The sequence below is a fragment of the Mycobacterium sp. 1165178.9 genome, assembly GCF_001673555.1.
Taxonomy (GTDB): Bacteria; Actinomycetota; Actinomycetes; order Mycobacteriales; family Mycobacteriaceae; genus Mycobacterium.
This window is the reverse complement of sequence record NZ_LZMB01000586.1, coordinates 25,383-43,265: the sequence shown is the minus strand read 5'-3', so window position 1 is coordinate 43,265 and position 17,883 is coordinate 25,383. Positions and strand designations below refer to the sequence as shown.

Below are 17,883 nucleotides of genomic sequence, written 5' to 3'. Positions count from 1 at the left end.
GTCGAGAGATACCGACCGTGTGAGCGTCCTGAGGGCTGCAGCGACCCCCGGTCTACTCGATCGGCGAGCCCCGTGCCTTGACGGCACGGGGCTCAGCCGTTTTCCGCGCCAGCCTTCCGCCGCGAGCCTGCTCGTTGCGGTCATGGTGTAGACACATGGACGTGCCAGAGCCGCAGAAAACGATCCTCCCGCCGGACTTCGCTGCACCCTTCGACCGCGAGATCGGGCTGCAATTCACCGAACTCAGCCCCGACGGCGCCCGCGCACAGCTCGAGGTGACGCCCAAGCTGTTGCAGCCAATGGGTTTGGTTCACGGCGGCGTTTACTGTTCGATGATCGAGAGCATGGCCAGTGTGGCCGCCTACACCTGGTTGGCGACCCGCGGCGGCGGAAATGTGGTGGGGGTCAACAACAACACCGACTTCCTGCGCTCCATCGGCTCCGGCACGGTGTACGGCGCCGTCGAGCCCATCCACCGCGGGCGAAGCCAGCAATTGTGGTTGGTCACCATCACCGACAGCGACGACCGGGTAGTGGCCCGCGGTCAGGTGCGACTGCAGAATCTCGAGATCCGCGACAGCCGATAAGCCGCGCGGCGACCGGCCTTCAACTAAATGCGCTGTCCGGCAATCTCGTTGGATGACGCCGGCGGCTAGCTGGCCCGCCTGGCCGCCGGCCGTTTGGTCTCGGCCGCGAGCACGGCCAACTGTTCGAGCCGGGTGCGGGCGAACGCCTGCTGCTCGGTGATGGTCAGCTGACCACGCCGGGTGCTCAGGAACGTCACCGTCCAGGACAGCAGCGTACTGATCTTGGTCTTGAACCCGACCAGGTAGACCAGGTGCAGCACCAGCCACGCGAACCAGGCGAACAGGCCGCTGAACTCGACCGGACCGATTTTGGCGACCGCGGAGAACCGCGACACCGTGGCCATCGAGCCCTTGTCGAAGTACTGGAACGGCTCCCGCTCGGCCGGGTTGGCGCCGCCGAGTTCGGCCTTGATGGTGCTCGCGACGTACTTGGCGCCCTGAATGGCGCCCTGCGCCACGCCCGGCACGCCCTCGACGGCTGCCAGGTCGCCGATGACGAACACGTTCGGGTGGCCGGGCACCGACAGATCGGGCAGGACCTTGACCCGGCCAGCCCGGTCCAGCTCGACGGACGACTGATCGGCAAGGTCGCGGCCCAGCGGGCTGGCTGACACGCCGGCGGACCAGACCTTGCAGGCCGATTCGATACGCCGGACGGTGCCGTCGGAGTCCTTGACGGTGATGCCGTTGCGGTCGACATCGGTCACCATCGCGCCCAGCTGGATCTCCACGCCCATCTTCTCCAGCCGGGCCGCCGCGCGCTGACCCAGCTTGTCGCCGAACGGCGGCAGCACGGCGGGCGCGGCGTCGAGCAGGATCACCCGCGCCCTCGTCGAGTCGATGTGCCGGAAGGATCCCTTCAGCGTGTAGGACGCCAATTCCGCTATCTGCCCGGCCATTTCGACGCCGGTGGGGCCGGCCCCGATCACGGTGAACGTCAGCAGCTTGGCGCGCCGCTCCGGGTCGCGAGACCGCTCGGCCTGTTCGAACGCGCTTAGGATCCGGCCCCGCACCTCGAGTGCGTCGTCGATCGACTTCATGCCCGGGGCGAACTCGGCGAAATGGTCATTGCCGAAATACGACTGGCCGGCCCCGGCGGCGATGATCAAGCTGTCGTAGGGCGTGTCGTAGGTGTGCCCGAGCAAGTCGGACACCACGAACTTGCCCTCTAGATCGATGTGCGTGACATCGCCGAGCAGGACCTGAACGTTGCGCTGGCGGCGCAGGACGACGCGGGTGGGCGGCGCGATATCGCCTTCGGACACAATGCCTGTCGCCACTTGGTACAGCAGCGGCTGGAACAGGTGATGTGTGGTGCGGGCGATCAGTTTGATGTCCACGTTGGCGTGCTTGAGTTTCTTTGCCGCGTTCAGTCCGCCGAATCCCGAGCCGATGATGACGACCTGGTGACGGCGCTCCGGTCCAGCTGGGGTTCCTGGCTGGGGGCTCATGTTTCCGCTGCTCCTGACGGGGGGCTTCTGGACGCGCGACTGCGATTAGCCACCACGCTAGTAACGCGGGTACCCCGCCACCTAACTGATACGCATGTGTTGTTTGCAACACTAACGGTGTGCGGAAGTGAAATACCTGGTGGACGCCGGCGAGTGTGGCGTAGATATCAGCCTAGCGATGCGAGGCCGGCGTCACGAACTGGAGCCTTCGCCCGCGCAGTGGTCATGGCCTCCCTGAATCGTTCCGCCGGGTGCGCGCCCCAGCGCCGCAGCCTCCGCCTCTTCGCGTGTCGGACCCCAACCCCCGAAGTATCTGGACTTGGCCGAGTTCAAGACGAGGGCCAGGCACCCACCCTCCCCGCTGGCCAGCAGGCGACAGTCGCTGATGCTCTTGCGGCACGTCTCCATTACCGCCTTCTCGGCCGCGCCCTGGCTGGCCGCTCCGTCGGCGATGTTGATGCGGCCCGTGGAGTCCGATATGGCCATGGCGATCCAATTGTTGTCGGCGAGCGCGACGGGGGTCGGGGCGAACGCCACGCCCACCGCGATCGCCACCAAGGCTCGTTTCTTCATCGCGGTCCCGGCCCTTCGCTTCTGCGCTGCGCCGTTGCGGCACAGGTGAACGCTGCTACACGGAAGTATTACCGCGCCACGGCCGATTCGCGACTCCACACACGAACGGCACCGTTTACAGGCCCACGAGCGGACGCAGCGCTTCGCCGGCCGCCTCGATGACGCCGGGTGTGTAGAAGGGCAGATTGATGATCACGCCGTCGACGCCCGCATCGATCACCTTGGTCTTGAGCTGATCGGCGACCGAATCCGGCGTGCCGACCACCATCCGCTGTGTCATCTCCGCGGGAATCTGGTCGAGGCTGGCGTTTTCGTCGATCAGCACCGTGGTCAGCGTGCTGGTTTCCAGGGTCGCGGGGTCACGACCCACCTCCTCGCAGGACCGGCGCACGGCCTCCAGTTTGCGCGGCAGCTCGTCGAAACCCGCGATCACGTTGAGGTGGTCGAAATGCCTTGCGGCGAGCGGGATTGTCTTCTTCTCGCCGCTGCCGCCGATCATCAGCGGAATGTGGTCCCGGAAGCGGGGGTTGGCGAACGCCTCGCTGGCTTGATACCACTTGCCCGAGAAGGTGGCCCGCTCGCCCTTGATCATCGGCAGGATGATGTTCAGGGCCTCGTCGAGCCGATTGAATCTGTCGGTAAAGGTGCCGAATTCGAAGCCGAGCTGATCGTGCTCGAGCCGAAACCATCCGGTACCGATCCCCAGAATCGCGCGGCCCTGACTCACCACGTCCAGCGTGGTGATGATCTTCGCGAGCAGACTCGGATTTCGGTACGAGTTGCCGGTCACCAAGGTGCCCAGCTGCACCCCCTCGGTGGCGGTGGCCAGCGCCCCCAGGGCGGTGTAGGCCTCCAGCATCGGCTGGTCGGGTGAGCCCAACGTCGGCAGTTGGTAGAAGTGGTCCATCACGAAAACCGAGTCGAATCCGGCGGATTCGGCTTCGCGGGCCTGGGCGATGACAGTGGGGAAGAGTTGCTCAACCCCGGTGCCGTAGGAGAAGTTGGGAATCTGCAGACCGAGTCGAATAGCCACGAGAACCACCGTAGCGATCGGCCTCGAGCGGGAGAAGGGTGCGCGCTACGCCTCAGGCGAAACGAGCCAGCGCGCCGTGACTCACGTGCAAGGTCTGGCCGGTGATGTGGCGAGCCGCCGACGTGGTCAAGAACAACGCCAACCTGGCGGCCTCGGCGGCCACCGGCGCCGGCGTGCGGGAGAGGCCGTCGTAACCGGCCTCGGCGCTGCGTCCACTCGCGACGACGTTGACCGTGATGCCGCGGGTGCCGAAAATGCTTGCCTGCCCGGCGGTCCAGTTCGACAGCGTCGCCTTGATCGCGGCGTCGGCGCTTCCCGCCGGCGGGTTCTCGGGCACCACACTGATGATGGAGCCGCCCGAGCGAAGGTGGTCACCAACGGCCTGCACGGTCAACACCGCCGAAAGCACCGTCGCGTCAAGGGCATTGCGCCAGGCGTTGGCCGTGTCGGCGATCGAATAGGCCCGCGGGTCGCCGGCGTCCCAGGTGGGCGACGGCACGTTGACGATGGTGTCCAAATGATGCGGAAACAGGGGACGGGCTTCTTCGAGGCTGGCCGGGTCGGTGGTGTCGCAGACGATCGCGTCGACCTCGAGCTCCTTGGCGGCGATCTCCAGTTCGCTCTTCCGTGCGCCCACGAGGGTCACTTTGTGGCCGTCGTCGCGGAAACCCTCGGCTACCGTGCGCCCCAGGTCAGTATCTCCACCGGTAACCAGCACCTCCATGCCATGGCCTCCTCATGTTCACGCGTTATGGCATCGGTCCCAGATATGTTACTGGACAGTAGCTAGTCGGCGAAACTCTGCCCGTCGCGACGCGCGGATCGTTTGGGTAACTATTTGGCCGCTACTTTCTTGCGGAGATTCAACCGCGAAGCGGCCGCATCATCGGCGGGCTAGGGTTCATTCATGCGTCGGATCGGGATCCTGGCCGCTGCGGTTTCGACGGTACTTCTGGCTGGCTTGATCGGGTGTAGCCCGAAGTCGCCCTCGTCGCAGACCTCGCCCGCACCCGGCAAGATCATGGTGTTCGCCGCTGCGTCGCTCAAGCCGGCGTTCACCCAGATCAGCCAGCAGTTCAAAAACCAAAATCCGGGCATCGGCGTCGACTTCGAGTTCGCCGGTTCGTCCGACCTGGCCACTCAGTTGACGCAGGGCGCGACCGCCGACGTCTTCGCCTCGGCCGATACCGCCCAGATGGACAAGGTCAGCAAGGCCGGATTGCTGTCCGGCAACCCGACGAACTTCGCGTCGAACACATTGGTGATCGTCACCGCGCCGGGCAACCCGAAGACCATTAATTCTTTTGCCGATCTGGCCAAGCCGGGCCTCAACGTGGTGATCTGCCAGCAACCGGTGCCGTGCGGGGCGGCGACCCAGCGCGTCGAAGACAGCGCCGGGGTTCGTCTGCACCCGGTCAGCGAGGAACTCAGCGTCACGGATGCCCTCAACAAGGTCACCAGCGGCCAGGCCGATGCCGCGCTGGTCTATGTCACCGACGCCAAGTCCGCCGGCAACAAGGTCGCGACCGTGAACTTCCCGGAGGCCGCCGGCGCGGTGAACGTTTATCCCATCGGAGTACTGAAGAAGGCGCCGATGGCCGCGCCAGCACAGAAATTCGTCGACCTGGTGACCTCACCGACCGGGCAGCAGATCCTGGTCCAGGCCGGCTTCGCGAAGCCCTGAGGCCGGACATGCACCGCCCGACGGATCTGCCCCGGTGGGTGTATGTCCCCGCGGCGGTCGGGGCCCTCTTCGTGACGCTGCCGCTGCTGGCCATCGCGGTCAAGGTCGATTGGCCCCATTTCTGGTCGCTAATCACCAGCTCGTCGTCGAGTACGGCGTTGTTTCTGAGCCTGAAGACCGCCGCCGCTAGCACGGTGCTCTGCGTGGCGCTCGGGGTGCCGATGGCGCTGGTGCTCGCGCGCAGCACGGCACGCGTGATCCGGTTAATTCGGCCGCTGATCCTGCTGCCCCTGGTGCTGCCGCCCGTGGTGGGCGGAATCGCGCTGCTGTACGCGTTCGGGCGGCTCGGTTTACTCGGGCGCTACCTGGAAGCCGCGGGTGTCAGCATCGCGTTCAGCACCACCGCCGTGGTGCTCGCACAGACCTTCGTCTCGCTGCCGTTCCTGGTGATGTCTTTGGAGGGTGCCGCGCGCACCGCTGGCGCCGATTTCGAGGTGGTGGCCGCGACGCTGGGGGCGCGTCCAAGCGTCGTCTGGTGGCGCGTCACCCTGCCGCTGCTGTTGCCGGGCGTGGTGTCGGGGGCGGTGCTGGCCTTCGCCCGCTCGCTGGGCGAGTTCGGCGCGACGCTGACGTTCGCCGGATCCAGGCAGGGGGTCACCCGCACGCTGCCGCTGGAGATCTACCTGCAACGCGTGACCGATGCGAACGCCGCTGTGGCGCTGTCGATCCTGCTGGTGGTGGTGGCGGCGCTGGTGGTGTTGGGCCTTGGCACCCGCCGGCTAACCGGAAGCGACACCGGGTAACCATGAGCGAATTGCAGCTGCGCGCGGTCGTTGCGGACCGCCACGTGGACGTGGAATTCTCCCTGGCCGCCGGCGAGGTGCTTGCCGTGCTCGGACCCAATGGCGCGGGCAAATCGACCTTGCTGCATGTCATCGCGGGGCTGCTTCGTCCCGACGACGGGGTGGTGCGGCTGGGCAACCGGGACCTGACCGACACTGCGGCCGGGATCAACGTGGCGACCCACGACCGCCGGGTCGGGCTGCTGCTGCAAGACGCGCTGTTGTTCCCGCACATGAGCGTTGCCGCCAACGTCGCGTTCGGACCGCACAGCCGGCGCGCGAAGCTACGCCCGGCCCGCGCCACCCAGAGGGCGACGGCGCTGCGCTGGCTGCGGGAGGTGGATGCCGAGCGCTTCGCCGCCCGGAAGCCGCGACAGCTCTCTGGCGGACAGGCCCGGCGAGTCGCGATCGCCCGGGCGCTGGCGGCCGAACCCGACGTGTTGCTCCTAGACGAACCACTGGCCGGCCTCGACGTCGCCGCGGCGGCCGCGATCCGGGCGGTGTTGCGCAACGTCATCACCCGCATCGGGTGCGCGGCGATCCTGGTCACCCACGACCTGCTGGACGTGTTCACCATGGCCGATCGCGTCCTGGTGCTGGAGTCCGGCAAGATTGCCGAAATCGGCCCGGTACCAGAGGTTCTCAGCGCACCGCGCAGTCATTTCGCGGCCCGCATCGCGGGCATCAACCTGGTGAATGGAACGGTTGGCCGTGACGGTTCGCTGCGCGCGGGCGCCGGCGACCGCTGGTATGCGGCCGCTGCGGCAAGCGGCGAACCGTTGCCGCCGGGGCAGCGAGCGATCGCGGTGTTCCCACCAACGGCGGTGGCCGTCTATCGCGATCGCCCCCACGGCAGCCCCCGCAACACCGTTGAGGTCACCGTGGCGGAGATGGATGTCCGCGGGCCGGCGGTGTGGGTGCGTGGCGCGCAGCAACCCGACGGCGCGCCGGGCCTGGCGGCGGAGATCACCGTCGACGCCGCTTCGGAGTTGCACTTGGCGCCCGGGGATCGAGTGTGGTTCTCGGTCAAAGCCCACGAGGTGGCGCTGCATCGCGTCCACTGAGGCGCTGCGCGCAACGCGTCGCGCGCTTTCGACATTGCACATTGGCAACATCGGTAAATCCACGCAGCATTGGTCCGCAATCACCCTTGCGTCACAGCGGTAACACGGTAGGTTCGTCGCCATGGAACAGGTGGACCCGACCTCGACTCGTCGCAAAGGACTGTGGACGACGCTGGCGATCGCCGCGGTGACCGGTGCCAGCGCAGTCGCCATCGCGTTGCCTGCGACTTCCAACGCCGATCCCGAGGTGCCCACGCCGGTGCCGCCGAACACGCCCGCGGCTCCGCCGGGGGCACCGGCTGGTCAAGCGCCGCCGGCCGCCCAGGCGCCGAATGGGCAACCGGCGCCAGGTGATCCCAACGCGGTCCCACCGCCGCCGCTCAACCCCAACGGGGCCCCGCCACCGCCCGTCGACCCGAACGCACCGCCGCCCCCGCCGGTCGACCCGAACGCCGGGCGGATCACCAACGCGGTCGGCGGATTCAGTTACGTCCTGCCCGCCGGCTGGGTGGAGTCGGACGCGTCGCACCTCGACTACGGCTCGGCGCTGCTGAGCAAGGTCACCGGCCCAGCGCCGGCGCCCGACCAGCCACCGGCGGTCGCCAACGACACTCGCATCGTAATGGGCCGCCTGGACCAGAAGCTTTACGCCAGTGCGGAAGCCAACAACGCCAAGGCCGCGGTGCGGCTGGGGTCGGACATGGGTGAGTTCTTCATGCCCTATCCCGGCACCCGGATCAACCAGGACGCCACCCCGCTCAGCGGAAGCAACGGGAGCACCGGCAGCGCCTCGTACTACGAAGTCAAGTTCAGCGACGCGTCCAAGCCGAACGGCCAGATCTGGACGGGCGTCATCAGTTCGGCTAACGGCGGGACCGCCCAACGCTGGTTCGTGGTGTGGCTCGGTACCTCGAACGACCCCGTGGACAGGGGCGCGGCCAAGGCCCTCACCGAGTCGATCCAGGCGTGGACACCGTCTGCGGCTCCAGGTGGGCCCGCCGCGCCGGGCGCGCCCGCACCGGGAATACCCCCGGCCCCCGGAGCGCCCGCACCGGGAACACCCCCGGCACCGGGTGCACCGGCGCCCGCGGCACCAGGCGCACCGGCACCGGCGCCCGCGGCACCAGGCGCGCCCGCACCGGCGCCCGCGGCTCCGGGCGCTCCGGGAGCACCCGCGCCTGTACCGGGTGGCGCGCCAGCCTCCGGGGTCAGTCCACCCCCCACTCCGACGCAGCAACAGACCCTCTCGGCCTGACCGCGCCGCTCGGCCGGCGCGAAACCGATTGGTCAACCGTCTCCACTTCGGCAGTCGTTTCGTAACCCAGACCCGGTATACCGAAATGACGGTCCAGCAAATAGCTGGGCTTTGCCAGCGAATGTAAGGAGACTTTCATGATCGTCATGGCAGCTACCGAATTTCTCGCCCGTTCCAGCACTTTGACCAGCGTCGGCTGGATCGGTTACATCATCATCGGCGGTCTCGCCGGAGCCCTCGCGAGCAGGATCATCCGAGGCAGCGGAGCCGGCATCGTGATGGACATAGTCATCGGTATCGTGGGCGCCCTGATCGGCGGCTTCATCCTGAGCTTCTTCGTCAACACCGCTGGTGGCGGCATCATCTTCACGTTCTTCACAGCGCTGCTCGGCGCCCTGCTACTGCTCTGGGTTGTCGGGATGGTGCGCAGGACGTAGTCGGCTTAACCCGTTGCGGCCGTGGTGGTTAGCGGCATGATGGATTGATGCCTCCGCCGGTGACCACCACGGCAATGCGCGCCTGGCGCGTACGCCGACCCGGGCCGATGAACACCGGCCCGCTGGAGCACGTCACCACCGACGTGCCACGCCCGGGACCGTCCGAACTGCTGGTGGCCGTGCGCGCGTGCGGGGTCTGCCGCACCGACCTGCACGTCACCGAGGGTGACCTGCCGGTCCACCGCGACGGCGTCACTCCGGGCCATGAAGTGGTCGGTGAGGTCGTCGAAATTGGTTCTGACGCCGGTGACGAATTCCGGGTGGGGGACCGGGTAGGCATCGCCTGGCTGCGCCACACCTGCGGGGTCTGCAAATACTGTCGTCGTGGTGACGAGAACTTATGTCCCCGCTCCCGCTACACCGGATGGGATGCCGACGGCGGTTACGCCGAATTCACCACTGTCCCGGCCGCTTTCGCACACCCACTGCCGAGCGGCTACAGCGATACCGAGCTGGCCCCGTTGTTGTGTGCGGGCATCATCGGCTACCGCTCGCTGCTGCGCGCCGAGCTGCCGCCCGGTGGGCGCCTGGGCCTGTACGGCTTCGGCGGCAGTGCCCACATCACCGCCCAGGTGGCGTTGGCGCAAGGCGCAGAGGTGCACGTGATGACGCGCGGACCCCAGGCGCAAGAACTGGCGTTGAAGCTCGGGGCGGCGTCGGCGCAGGGCGCCGCCGATCCGCCACCGGTGGCGCTGGATGCCGCGATACTGTTCGCCCCGGTGGGCGATCTGGTGCTGCCCGCGCTGGAAGCGCTGGACCGCGGCGGCACCCTGGCGATCGCAGGCATCCACCTGTCCGAGATCCCGGCCCTGAACTACCAGCGTCACCTGTTCCAGGAACGCCAGGTCCGATCGGTCACTTCCAATACCCGGGCGGACGCGCGGGCCTTCCTCGACTTCGCTAAGAATCACCACATCGAGGTGACGACCCCGGAATATCCGCTCTCACAGGCGGATCGGGCGCTGGCGGATCTGAGCGCCGGCCGCATCGCCGGTGCGGCGGTGCTGCTGGTCTGATCCGGCGTCAGGTGGACAGGTGCCACACCAAGGCGGCTGCCAGCGCGCCGAGGCCATTCAACGACCAGTGCAACGCGATGGGCGCGATCAGGCTGCCGCTGCGCCGGCGCAGCCAGCTGAAGACGAATCCGGCGGCTCCGGTCGCGAGTACCGCGCCGGTCACGCCGATCACCATGCCCACCAGGCCGCCACCGAACAGCCGGGTGAAACCCACGTTGCTACTGGTCAGCCCGAACGACGTCGCGACGTGCCACAGCCCGAACAACAGCGAACCCGCCAGCGCGACGCCACGAAAGCCCCAGGCCCGATTGAGCGCGCCGTGCAGGACACCCCGGAATGCGAGCTCCTCGGGAATGACGGTCTGCAGCGGGATGACGACCATGGAGGCGACCATGGCCCCCGAGATCGTGGCGTAACGGTTGTTCATGAACATCGGCCGGGTCTGCGGCAGCAGCACGCCCAGCGCGATCACCGACGCCACGACCGCCACGGCGGCCAGTGCGTAACCGACGCCAGGCCTCCAATGCTCGCGACCCAGGCCGAGGTCCGCCCAGCCCAAGCCCCGCCAGCGCATCAAGATGACCAGGCCGACAGCCGCGGCCGGGACGGTGGCGATGCTCGCCCACGGGGTGGTGAAGTGCGCGACCAGGTTGGTCAGCACCAGCACGACTACGACGACGCCGATGTCGAGGTGAATCCGGAAGCGGTGCAGCGCCGAGAGCTGGGACACCGCGGGATGAATATCGGCGGTCCCGGTGGCGTCAAGCATCCGGCCAGTTTACCGGCGCCGGACGGCCCGGCAGTTCGACGAGATTGCCATCACGGTTAGGGCCGGAACCCCGAGCACAGCCTGCACGACAATGTCGGCGTCCGATCACTCGGCCGTCCAGGTCCAGCCCGCGATCCGCGGGTCGTCCTCGCCGTGCTCGCGGGTGTACATCCTGGCCGCGAGGCGAGCGTCGACCATGCGCTGACGCAGCACGGCCGCGCGACTGGCCAGCCCGTCCACCCGATCGATGACGTCCATGACCAGGTGGAAGCGGTCCAGATCGTTGAGCATCACCATGTCAAAGGGCGTAGTCGTGGTGCCGCGTTCCTTGAAGCCGCGCACGTGCAGGTGGGCATGGTTGGTGCGGCTGTAGGTGAGCCGGTGGATCAGCCAGGGATAGCCGTGGTAGGCGAAGATGACCGGCTTGTCGCGGGTGAACAGCGCGTCGAACTCGCGGTCCGGCAGGCCGTGCGGGTGCTCGGAATCCGGCTGCAGACGCATCAAGTCGACAATGTTGATCACCCGGACGCCCAGCTCGGGCAACTCGGAGCGCAGGATGTCGGCGGCGGCCAGCGTCTCTAGGGTGGGGATGTCGCCGGCGCAAGCCAGCACCACGTCCGGTTCGTCGGTGGCCGTGCTCGCCCACGGCCAGATGCCCAGACCGCGCGTGCAGTGCGCGATCGCCTCGTCCATGTCGAGATAGGCCAGCGCGGGCTGCTTACCCGCGACGATGACGTTGATGTAGTCACGGCTGCGCAGGCAGTGATCGGCCACCGAGAGCAGCGTGTTGCCGTCCGGCGGCAGGTAGACGCGGGTCAGCTCCGGTCGCTTGTTGGCGACCAGGTCGATGAAGCCCGGGTCCTGGTGGGACGCGCCGTTGTGGTCCTGGCGCCAGACGTGCGAGCTGAGCAGGTAGTTGAGCGACGCGATCGGCCTGCGCCACGGCAATTCCCGGCTGGTGGCAAGCCATTTCGCGTGCTGGTTCATCATCGAGTCGACGATGTGCACGAACGCTTCGTAGCAGTTGAACAACCCGTGCCGCCCGGTCAGCAGGTAGCCCTCCAGCCAGCCCTGGCACAGGTGCTCGGAGAGCACCTCCATCACGCGGCCATAGGGTGCCAAGTGCTCGTCGTCGGGTTCGACCCCGGAAAGCCACACCTTGTCGGTCGATCCGAAGACCGCGTCGAGCCGATTGGAGGCCGTCTCGTCGGGTCCCATCAGGCGGAAGCGGTCCCGGTTGCGGGCGATCACGTCGCGCAGGAACGCGCCGAGCACCCGGGTGGCCTCGTGCGTGGTGGCCGCCGGCCGCTCGACGGCGACTGCGTAGTCGCGAAAGTCCGGTAGGTCCAGATCGTGCAGCAACAGCCCGCCGTTGGCGTGCGGGTTGGCGCTCATGCGGCGATCGCCGGTGGGCGCCAGCGCCCGCAATTCGTCACGCAGCCTGCCGTTTTCGTCGAAAAGCTGATCGGGGGAGTAGCTGCGCAGCCACTCCTCGAGCTGGGCGCGGTGCTCGGGATTGTCGTGCGTCTCGGACAGCGGCACCTGATGCGAACGCCAGGTGCCCTCGACCTTCTTGCCGTCCACCACCTTGGGCCCGGTCCAGCCTTTGGGCGTGCGCAGCACGATCATCGGCCACACCGGTCGCTCGGCCTGACCGCCACCGCGGGCCGCTGCCTGGATCGCGGCGATGTCGTCGAAGGCGTCGTCGAGGGCGGCGGCCAGTTGCTGGTGCACGTCGGCCGGGTCCTGGTCTTCGTGCGCGGCGACCGTGATCGGCCGGTAGCCGTAGCCGCGCAGCAGCGATTCCAGCTCGTCGTGCGGGATGCGGGCCAGCACCGTGGGGTTGGCGATCTTGTAGCCGTTGAGCGCCAGGATGGGCAACACCGCGCCGTCGGTCACCGGGTTGAGGAACTTGTTGGAATGCCAGCTGGCGGCCAGCGGCCCGGTTTCGGCCTCGCCGTCACCGACGACGCACGCGACCACCAGGTAGGGGTTGTCGAGGGCGGCGCCGTAGGCATGCACCAACGCGTAGCCGAGCTCACCGCCCTCGTGGATGGAACCGGGCGTCTGGGCCGCCACGTGGCTGGGGATGCCGCCGGGGAAGGAGAATTGGCGGAACAGCTTGCGCAGCCCTTCGGTGTCCTCCTCGATGCCGGTGTACACCTCGCTGTAGGTGCCTTCCAGGTAGGCGTTGGCGACCAGCCCGGGCCCGCCATGACCGGGCCCGGTCACATAGATGACGTCGGCGTCACGATTGCGGATGACCCGGTTGAGGTGCGCATAGACGAGGTTGAGCCCGGGCGTGGTGCCCCAGTGCCCCAGCAATCGCGGTTTGACGTGCTCGGTCGCCAACGGCTCGGTGAGCAGCGGGTTGTCCAGCAGGTAGATCTGGCCGACCGACAAATAATTGGCGGCGCGCCAGTACTTGTCGAGCAGAGCGAGTTCGTCGTCGGAGAGCGGAGATTGCGAGGGCGCGGGGGTGCGGGTTTCTAGGCTCACCCGGCCGATTGTCCGCGCCTCCGGCGAACAATGCTCGTGCGCGGTTAATCCTCGCCCCGGGCGCGGGCCTCGTACGCCTGGCGTTTGGCGACGTCGACGTCGTCGGTGAAGACGTGGTCACCGCCGAGCATCCGGTTGAGCGCCTCTGCGATTCGGCGCGGCCAGAACTTCTGGGACACCACCATTGCGCCCGCCGCTTTGGTGACCCGCACCCGGGGCTTCGGGTGGGCCACCAGGTTGACGATCGCGTCGGCGATCTCGGCGGGCTCGGCGTTGCGGAACCCCTTCATGCCCGGAGTCCCGGCGACCAGCTCGGTGTTGACGAACGTCGGCAACACCGCGGAGAACCGGACCCCGGCCGACCGGTACTCGAGCCGGGCCGAGTCGGTGAACGCGACCACCGCGTGCTTGCTGGCGCAGTAGGTGGCCAGGCCGACGATGTAGAGCTCACCGGCCAGCGAGGCGACGTTGATGACGTGCCCCTTGCCGCGCGGGACCATGCGCTGGGCCGCCAGCTTGCTGCCCAGGATCACGCCGTAGACGTTGATGTCCAGAATGCGCCGGGTGACCGCGTCGGGCTCATCGACGATCCTGCCGACGGGCATGATGCCGGCGTTGTTGATCAGCACGTCGATCGGGCCCAGCTGGCGTTCGACCTCGTCCAGGAAATCGGAGAACGAATGCGGGTCGGTGACGTCGAGCTTCCCGTAGACGTCGAGGCCCAGGTCGGCGCCCGACTCCTTCACCCGCATCTCGTCGACATCGCCGATGGCGACTTTGGCACCCAGTTTGTGCAGCGCGGTCGCGGTGGCCAGCCCGATTCCCCGGGCGCCACCGGTGATCACGACGACCTTGCCTTTCAGCCGGCCGCTGCCCTTCACGCCAATCGAAGCCGTGTCCGCCATGCCGGTCCCCTCCAGATTTCTTGACGGGTGTCAACTGAGACAACTGGCTAAGCACAGCATCCGAAGTCGCCCCGCGCAACAATCCCCGTTACCGCGACCGCGGATCGGCGCCCGCCGGCAGTAGCGACTCAGCTCAGGGCAAACCAGACCAGGCTGGCCCCGCCGGCCAGGGCGCAGTAGATCGCGAACGGCGTCAAGGTGCGGGTCTGGAAATACCGCGTCAGGAAGCGAACGGCGAGGTAGGCGCAGACGAACGAGGCGACACTGCCGGCCAGCACCTGGCCACCGATTCCGGCGCCGAGCGGCCCGAAGAGTTCCGGAATCTTGTACACGCCGGCCGCCAGGATGATCGGCGTCGCGAGCAAGAAGGAGAACCGGGCGGCGTCCTCGTGTGACAAGCCCCGCCACAGGCCGGCCACGATGGTGATCCCCGAGCGGCTGATGCCGGGCAGCAGCGCCAGGATTTGCGCCGCGCCGATCACCACGCCCCGGGGCAGGGAAAGTTGCGCGAGCCGATGGTCGGAGGCCTCGTCGCCGTGTTCGAGTTCCACGCCGGCCGTCGCGGCCTCATCCGGAGGGGGCGCGATGCGCCTGCGAAGCACCTCGCCGACGTAGAGCGCGATGCCGTTGAGTAACAGGAAGGCCGCCGCGGGGACGGGCTTGCCCAGTGTGGTGCGAAACAACTGTTCGAGCGCCAGCCCGGCCAGACCCACCGGGATGGTGCCCGCCACGATCAGCCACGCCAGCCGTTCGTCGGGCGTCTGGATCCGCCGATGCCGCAGCGACGTGAAGAACCCCGTCAGGATGCGCACCCAGTCACGCCAGAAGAACACCAGCAGCGCGGCGGCGGTGGCCACATGCAGGCCCACGATGAACGCGAGGTAGGGCGACTTGGGAGCGGACACGCTGAGGTCCTGAGCCCATCGCCCGCCGACCAGCGCCGGCACCAGTACCGCGTGTCCCAGGCTGGAGACCGGGAAGAGCTCGGTGACGCCTTGGAACGCGCCGACCACGACGGCCTCGACGTAGCTCAGGTGCGCGGTCATAGATAAGCCTCCATGAGACGACGGGTAGGGCCGGGCGGATCGGCCTGTGACGATAGCCGACGCCGCGGCGGCGCGGACCTTCGACTGAGCTTGCTTCGGGGCCGATCGCGCATACGCCGAATCGGCTTGCCCACCCGGCACTTTGGCCGTCACCGTGGCCGCTCGACGAGGGGGGCGGTCGTCGCGCAGCGCCCTGACCAGGCAGGTACGGTGTGCAGATGGCCGACGGGTTGCTCGATGCCGTGCGCGTTCTCGACTTGTCGAGCGGCGTCGCGGACGCGGTCACCCGGCTGTTCGCCGACCTGGGCGCCGACGTCCTGAAGGTGGAGCCGCCGGGCGGTTGCCTGGGACGGGATGCGCTGCCCACGCTGCGTGGAGTCAGCATTCCGTTCGCCGTGCACAACGCCAACAAGCGCAGTACGGTGCTCGATCCGTTCGATGACGAGGACTGCGCCCGCTTCCTGGACCTGGCCGCCGAGGCCGACATCGTCGTGGACACCGGCGCCGACGAGCGCGGGGCCATGTTCGGCACCTCGGGCGAGGAGCTGGCGGCCCGCTACCCGCACCTGGTGGTCCTGTCGATCACCGACTTCGGCGCGACGGGTTCGCGGTCGTCATGGCGTGCCACCGATCCCGTGTTGTACGCGATGTGCGGTGCGCTGTCGCGGTCCGGCCCCACCACCGGCACGCCGGTGTTGCCTCCGGACGGTATTGCGTCGGCGACCGCCGCCGTCCAGGCGGCGTGGGCGGCGCTCGCGGCGTACTACAACCGATTACGTTGCGGCACAGGTGATTACATCGATTTCTCCTGGTTCGACGCAGTCGTCATGGCTCTCGATCCCGCATTCGGCGCGCACGGGCAGGCAGCTGCCGGCGTCCGCCACAGCGGGCGGTGGCGGGGCAGGCCGAAGAATCAGGACGCCTACCCGATCTATCCATGCCAGGACGGTTACGTCCGGCTGTGCGTGATGGCACCGAGGCAGTGGCGTGGCCTACGGCGGTGGCTGGGGGAGCCGGCAGAGTTTCAGGATCCGAAATACGACGCGATCGGCGCGCGGTTCGCGGCCTGGCCACAGATCAGCCGGCTGATCGAGGAGCTGTTCGCCGGACAAAGCATGAAGGACCTGGTTGCCGCCGGCCAGGCGAATGGGGTGCCGATCGCCGCGGTGCTGACGCCCGCGCGGATCCTGGGGTCCGAACACTTCCAGGCGGTGGGAGCCATCACCGACGCCGAACTCGTCGCCGGCGTGCGCACCAGCGTGCCGACCGGATATTTCGTGGTTGACGGCCGGCGTGCGGGTTTTCGGACGCCGGTGGCGGCCGCGGGATCCGACGAACCCTATTGGCGCGACACTCCTTCGGTGGTGCCGTCGTCGTCGGGCCGGCTCGGCGACTATCCCTTTGCCGGGCTGCGGATTCTCGATCTGGGCATCATCGTCGCCGGCGGCGAGCTGAGCCGCTTGTTCGGCGATCTGGGCGCCGATGTCATCAAGGTCGAAAGCGTGGATTACCCGGATGGATTGCGGCAGGCCCGGATCGGCGACGCCATGAGCGAGTCGTTTGCCTGGACGCACCGCAATAACCGGGGATTGGGACTGGACCTGCGCAGCGCCGAGGGCAAGAAGATCTTTGGGCGCCTGGTGGCCGAGGCCGACGCGGTGTTCGCCAACTTCAAGCCGGGAACCCTTACGGCACTGGGCTTTTCGTTCGATGAGTTGCGCGCCATCAACCCGCGGATCGTGCTGGCCGAAAGCAGCGCGTTCGGCGACACGGGGCCGTGGAGCACGCGGTTGGGCTACGGCCCGCTGGTCCGCGCCACCACCGGGGTCACCCGGCTCTGGACGTCCGACGGTATGGAGGGCGAAGCCGGCACGGGTAGGCACGGGTTCTACGACGCGGCGACGGTCTTTCCGGACCACGTGGTGGGGCGGGTGACGGCGATCGGGGCGCTGGCCGCGCTGATCCACCGCGACCGGGCCGGCCGGGGAGCCCACGTACACGTCTCACAGGCCGAAGTCGTGGTCAATCAGCTCGACACGCTGTATGTCACCGAGGCCGCGCTGGCCGCGGGCGTCGCTCAGATCCGCGAGGACACCAGCCTGCATGCGGTCTGCCCTTGCGCCGGCGACGACGAATGGTGCGTCATCTCGATCCGGTCCGACGATGAATGGCATAGCGCTGCTTCGGTTTTCGACCACGAAGGGTGGGCCGACGATCCGCGCTTCGCGACCGGCGAAGGGCGGCTGGCCCATCGCGGCGAGCTGGTGGAGCTGGTCTCCGGCTGGACCCGCACGCGGACGCCGCTGCGGGCGGCCGAACTGCTGCAGTCGGCCGGCGTCCCGGCCGGGCCGATGAACCGTCCGCCGGACGTACTCGAGGACCCGCAGCTGATTGCACGAAACGTCTACAGCCCCATGGTGCATCCGCTGATCGAAAGTCCGTTGCCGGCCGAGACGGGCCCCGCGCCGTTTCGGCACATCCCGGCGGCCCGGCAGGCCCCGGCGCCGTTGCCCGGCCAGGACACGGTCGAGATCTGCCTAAGCCTGCTGGGAATGAACCTCGCGGACATCCAGCGGCTGATCGACGACGGCGTCCTGTCCATCCCGACCGACACCGCCTAGCGCCGGCGGCCCGCCAGGACGAGCAGATCCATAGCCACGCT

Annotated in this window: 16 protein-coding genes; 8 read left to right on the top strand and 8 right to left on the bottom strand. The window is 68.0% G+C overall.

Features of this window, described 5'->3' with window-relative positions; genetic code table 11:
- Positions 1-155: 155 nt before the first annotated feature.
- The gene (locus A5652_RS25640) at positions 156-587 is read left to right on the top strand and encodes a PaaI family thioesterase (protein ID WP_369805875.1); all 432 of its coding nucleotides are present in this window, start codon (positions 156-158) and stop codon (positions 585-587) included.
- A 65-nt stretch (positions 588-652) separates the two neighbouring features.
- Here the strand turns inward: A5652_RS25640 and A5652_RS25635 are convergent, their stop codons facing one another.
- From A5652_RS25635 to A5652_RS25620, 4 genes are all read right to left on the bottom strand, one after another.
- Positions 653-2,038 (bottom strand): NAD(P)/FAD-dependent oxidoreductase, encoded by a 1,386-nt coding sequence (locus A5652_RS25635; RefSeq protein WP_067358651.1) that lies wholly within the window; start codon positions 2,036-2,038, stop codon positions 653-655.
- A gap of 192 nt (positions 2,039-2,230) precedes the next feature.
- Positions 2,231-2,611 carry a DUF4189 domain-containing protein gene (locus A5652_RS25630; protein ID WP_067358649.1) on the bottom strand — a complete coding sequence of 127 codons (381 nt, stop codon included), beginning with the start codon at positions 2,609-2,611 and terminating at the stop codon, positions 2,231-2,233.
- Between the two features lie 115 nt (positions 2,612-2,726).
- Entirely contained in the window at positions 2,727-3,644 is a 918-nt protein-coding gene (locus tag A5652_RS25625) for an LLM class F420-dependent oxidoreductase (RefSeq protein WP_067358646.1), read from the bottom strand.
- 52 nt (positions 3,645-3,696) lie between these two features.
- Positions 3,697-4,368, bottom strand: coding sequence for an SDR family oxidoreductase (locus A5652_RS25620; RefSeq protein WP_067358645.1), 672 nt, complete (start codon positions 4,366-4,368; stop codon positions 3,697-3,699).
- Between the two features lie 183 nt (positions 4,369-4,551).
- Here A5652_RS25620 and modA point away from each other — a divergent pair, with 183 nt between their 5' ends.
- From modA to A5652_RS25590, 6 genes are all read left to right on the top strand, one after another.
- Positions 4,552-5,328 (top strand): molybdate ABC transporter substrate-binding protein, encoded by a 777-nt coding sequence (modA, locus tag A5652_RS25615; RefSeq protein WP_067358641.1) that lies wholly within the window; start codon positions 4,552-4,554, stop codon positions 5,326-5,328.
- Positions 5,329-5,336: 8 nt separating this feature from the next.
- Entirely contained in the window at positions 5,337-6,131 is a 795-nt protein-coding gene (locus A5652_RS25610; protein ID WP_067358639.1) for an ABC transporter permease, read from the top strand.
- Between the two features lie 2 nt (positions 6,132-6,133).
- On the top strand, positions 6,134-7,234 hold the full coding sequence (locus A5652_RS25605; RefSeq protein WP_067358636.1) for a sulfate/molybdate ABC transporter ATP-binding protein: 1,101 nt from the start codon (positions 6,134-6,136) through the stop codon (positions 7,232-7,234).
- A 121-nt stretch (positions 7,235-7,355) separates the two neighbouring features.
- Complete coding sequence (locus A5652_RS25600; protein ID WP_067358634.1) at positions 7,356-8,489, top strand: alanine and proline-rich secreted protein Apa; 1,134 nt, start codon at positions 7,356-7,358, stop codon at positions 8,487-8,489.
- Positions 8,490-8,626: 137 nt separating this feature from the next.
- The gene (locus A5652_RS25595) at positions 8,627-8,926 is read left to right on the top strand and encodes a GlsB/YeaQ/YmgE family stress response membrane protein (RefSeq protein ID WP_067358632.1); all 300 of its coding nucleotides are present in this window, start codon (positions 8,627-8,629) and stop codon (positions 8,924-8,926) included.
- A 47-nt stretch (positions 8,927-8,973) separates the two neighbouring features.
- Positions 8,974-10,002 (top strand): zinc-binding alcohol dehydrogenase family protein, encoded by a 1,029-nt coding sequence (locus A5652_RS25590; RefSeq protein ID WP_067358630.1) that lies wholly within the window; start codon positions 8,974-8,976, stop codon positions 10,000-10,002.
- A gap of 7 nt (positions 10,003-10,009) precedes the next feature.
- Here the strand turns inward: A5652_RS25590 and A5652_RS25585 are convergent, their stop codons facing one another.
- The 4 genes from A5652_RS25585 to A5652_RS25570 form a co-directional block, all read right to left on the bottom strand.
- Entirely contained in the window at positions 10,010-10,771 is a 762-nt protein-coding gene (locus A5652_RS25585; protein WP_067358627.1) for a CPBP family intramembrane glutamic endopeptidase, read from the bottom strand.
- A gap of 105 nt (positions 10,772-10,876) precedes the next feature.
- The gene (locus tag A5652_RS25580) at positions 10,877-13,270 is read right to left on the bottom strand and encodes a phosphoketolase (protein ID WP_067358625.1); all 2,394 of its coding nucleotides are present in this window, start codon (positions 13,268-13,270) and stop codon (positions 10,877-10,879) included.
- Positions 13,271-13,314: 44 nt separating this feature from the next.
- On the bottom strand, positions 13,315-14,175 hold the full coding sequence (locus A5652_RS25575) for an SDR family oxidoreductase (protein WP_067358623.1): 861 nt from the start codon (positions 14,173-14,175) through the stop codon (positions 13,315-13,317).
- Positions 14,176-14,303: 128 nt separating this feature from the next.
- Positions 14,304-15,221 carry an undecaprenyl-diphosphate phosphatase gene (locus A5652_RS25570; protein WP_067358621.1) on the bottom strand — a complete coding sequence of 306 codons (918 nt, stop codon included), beginning with the start codon at positions 15,219-15,221 and terminating at the stop codon, positions 14,304-14,306.
- A gap of 212 nt (positions 15,222-15,433) precedes the next feature.
- Between A5652_RS25570 and A5652_RS25565 the strand changes: the two genes are divergently transcribed.
- Complete coding sequence (locus A5652_RS25565) at positions 15,434-17,842, top strand: CoA transferase (RefSeq protein WP_067358619.1); 2,409 nt, start codon at positions 15,434-15,436, stop codon at positions 17,840-17,842.
- Positions 17,843-17,883: the final 41 nt, after the last annotated feature.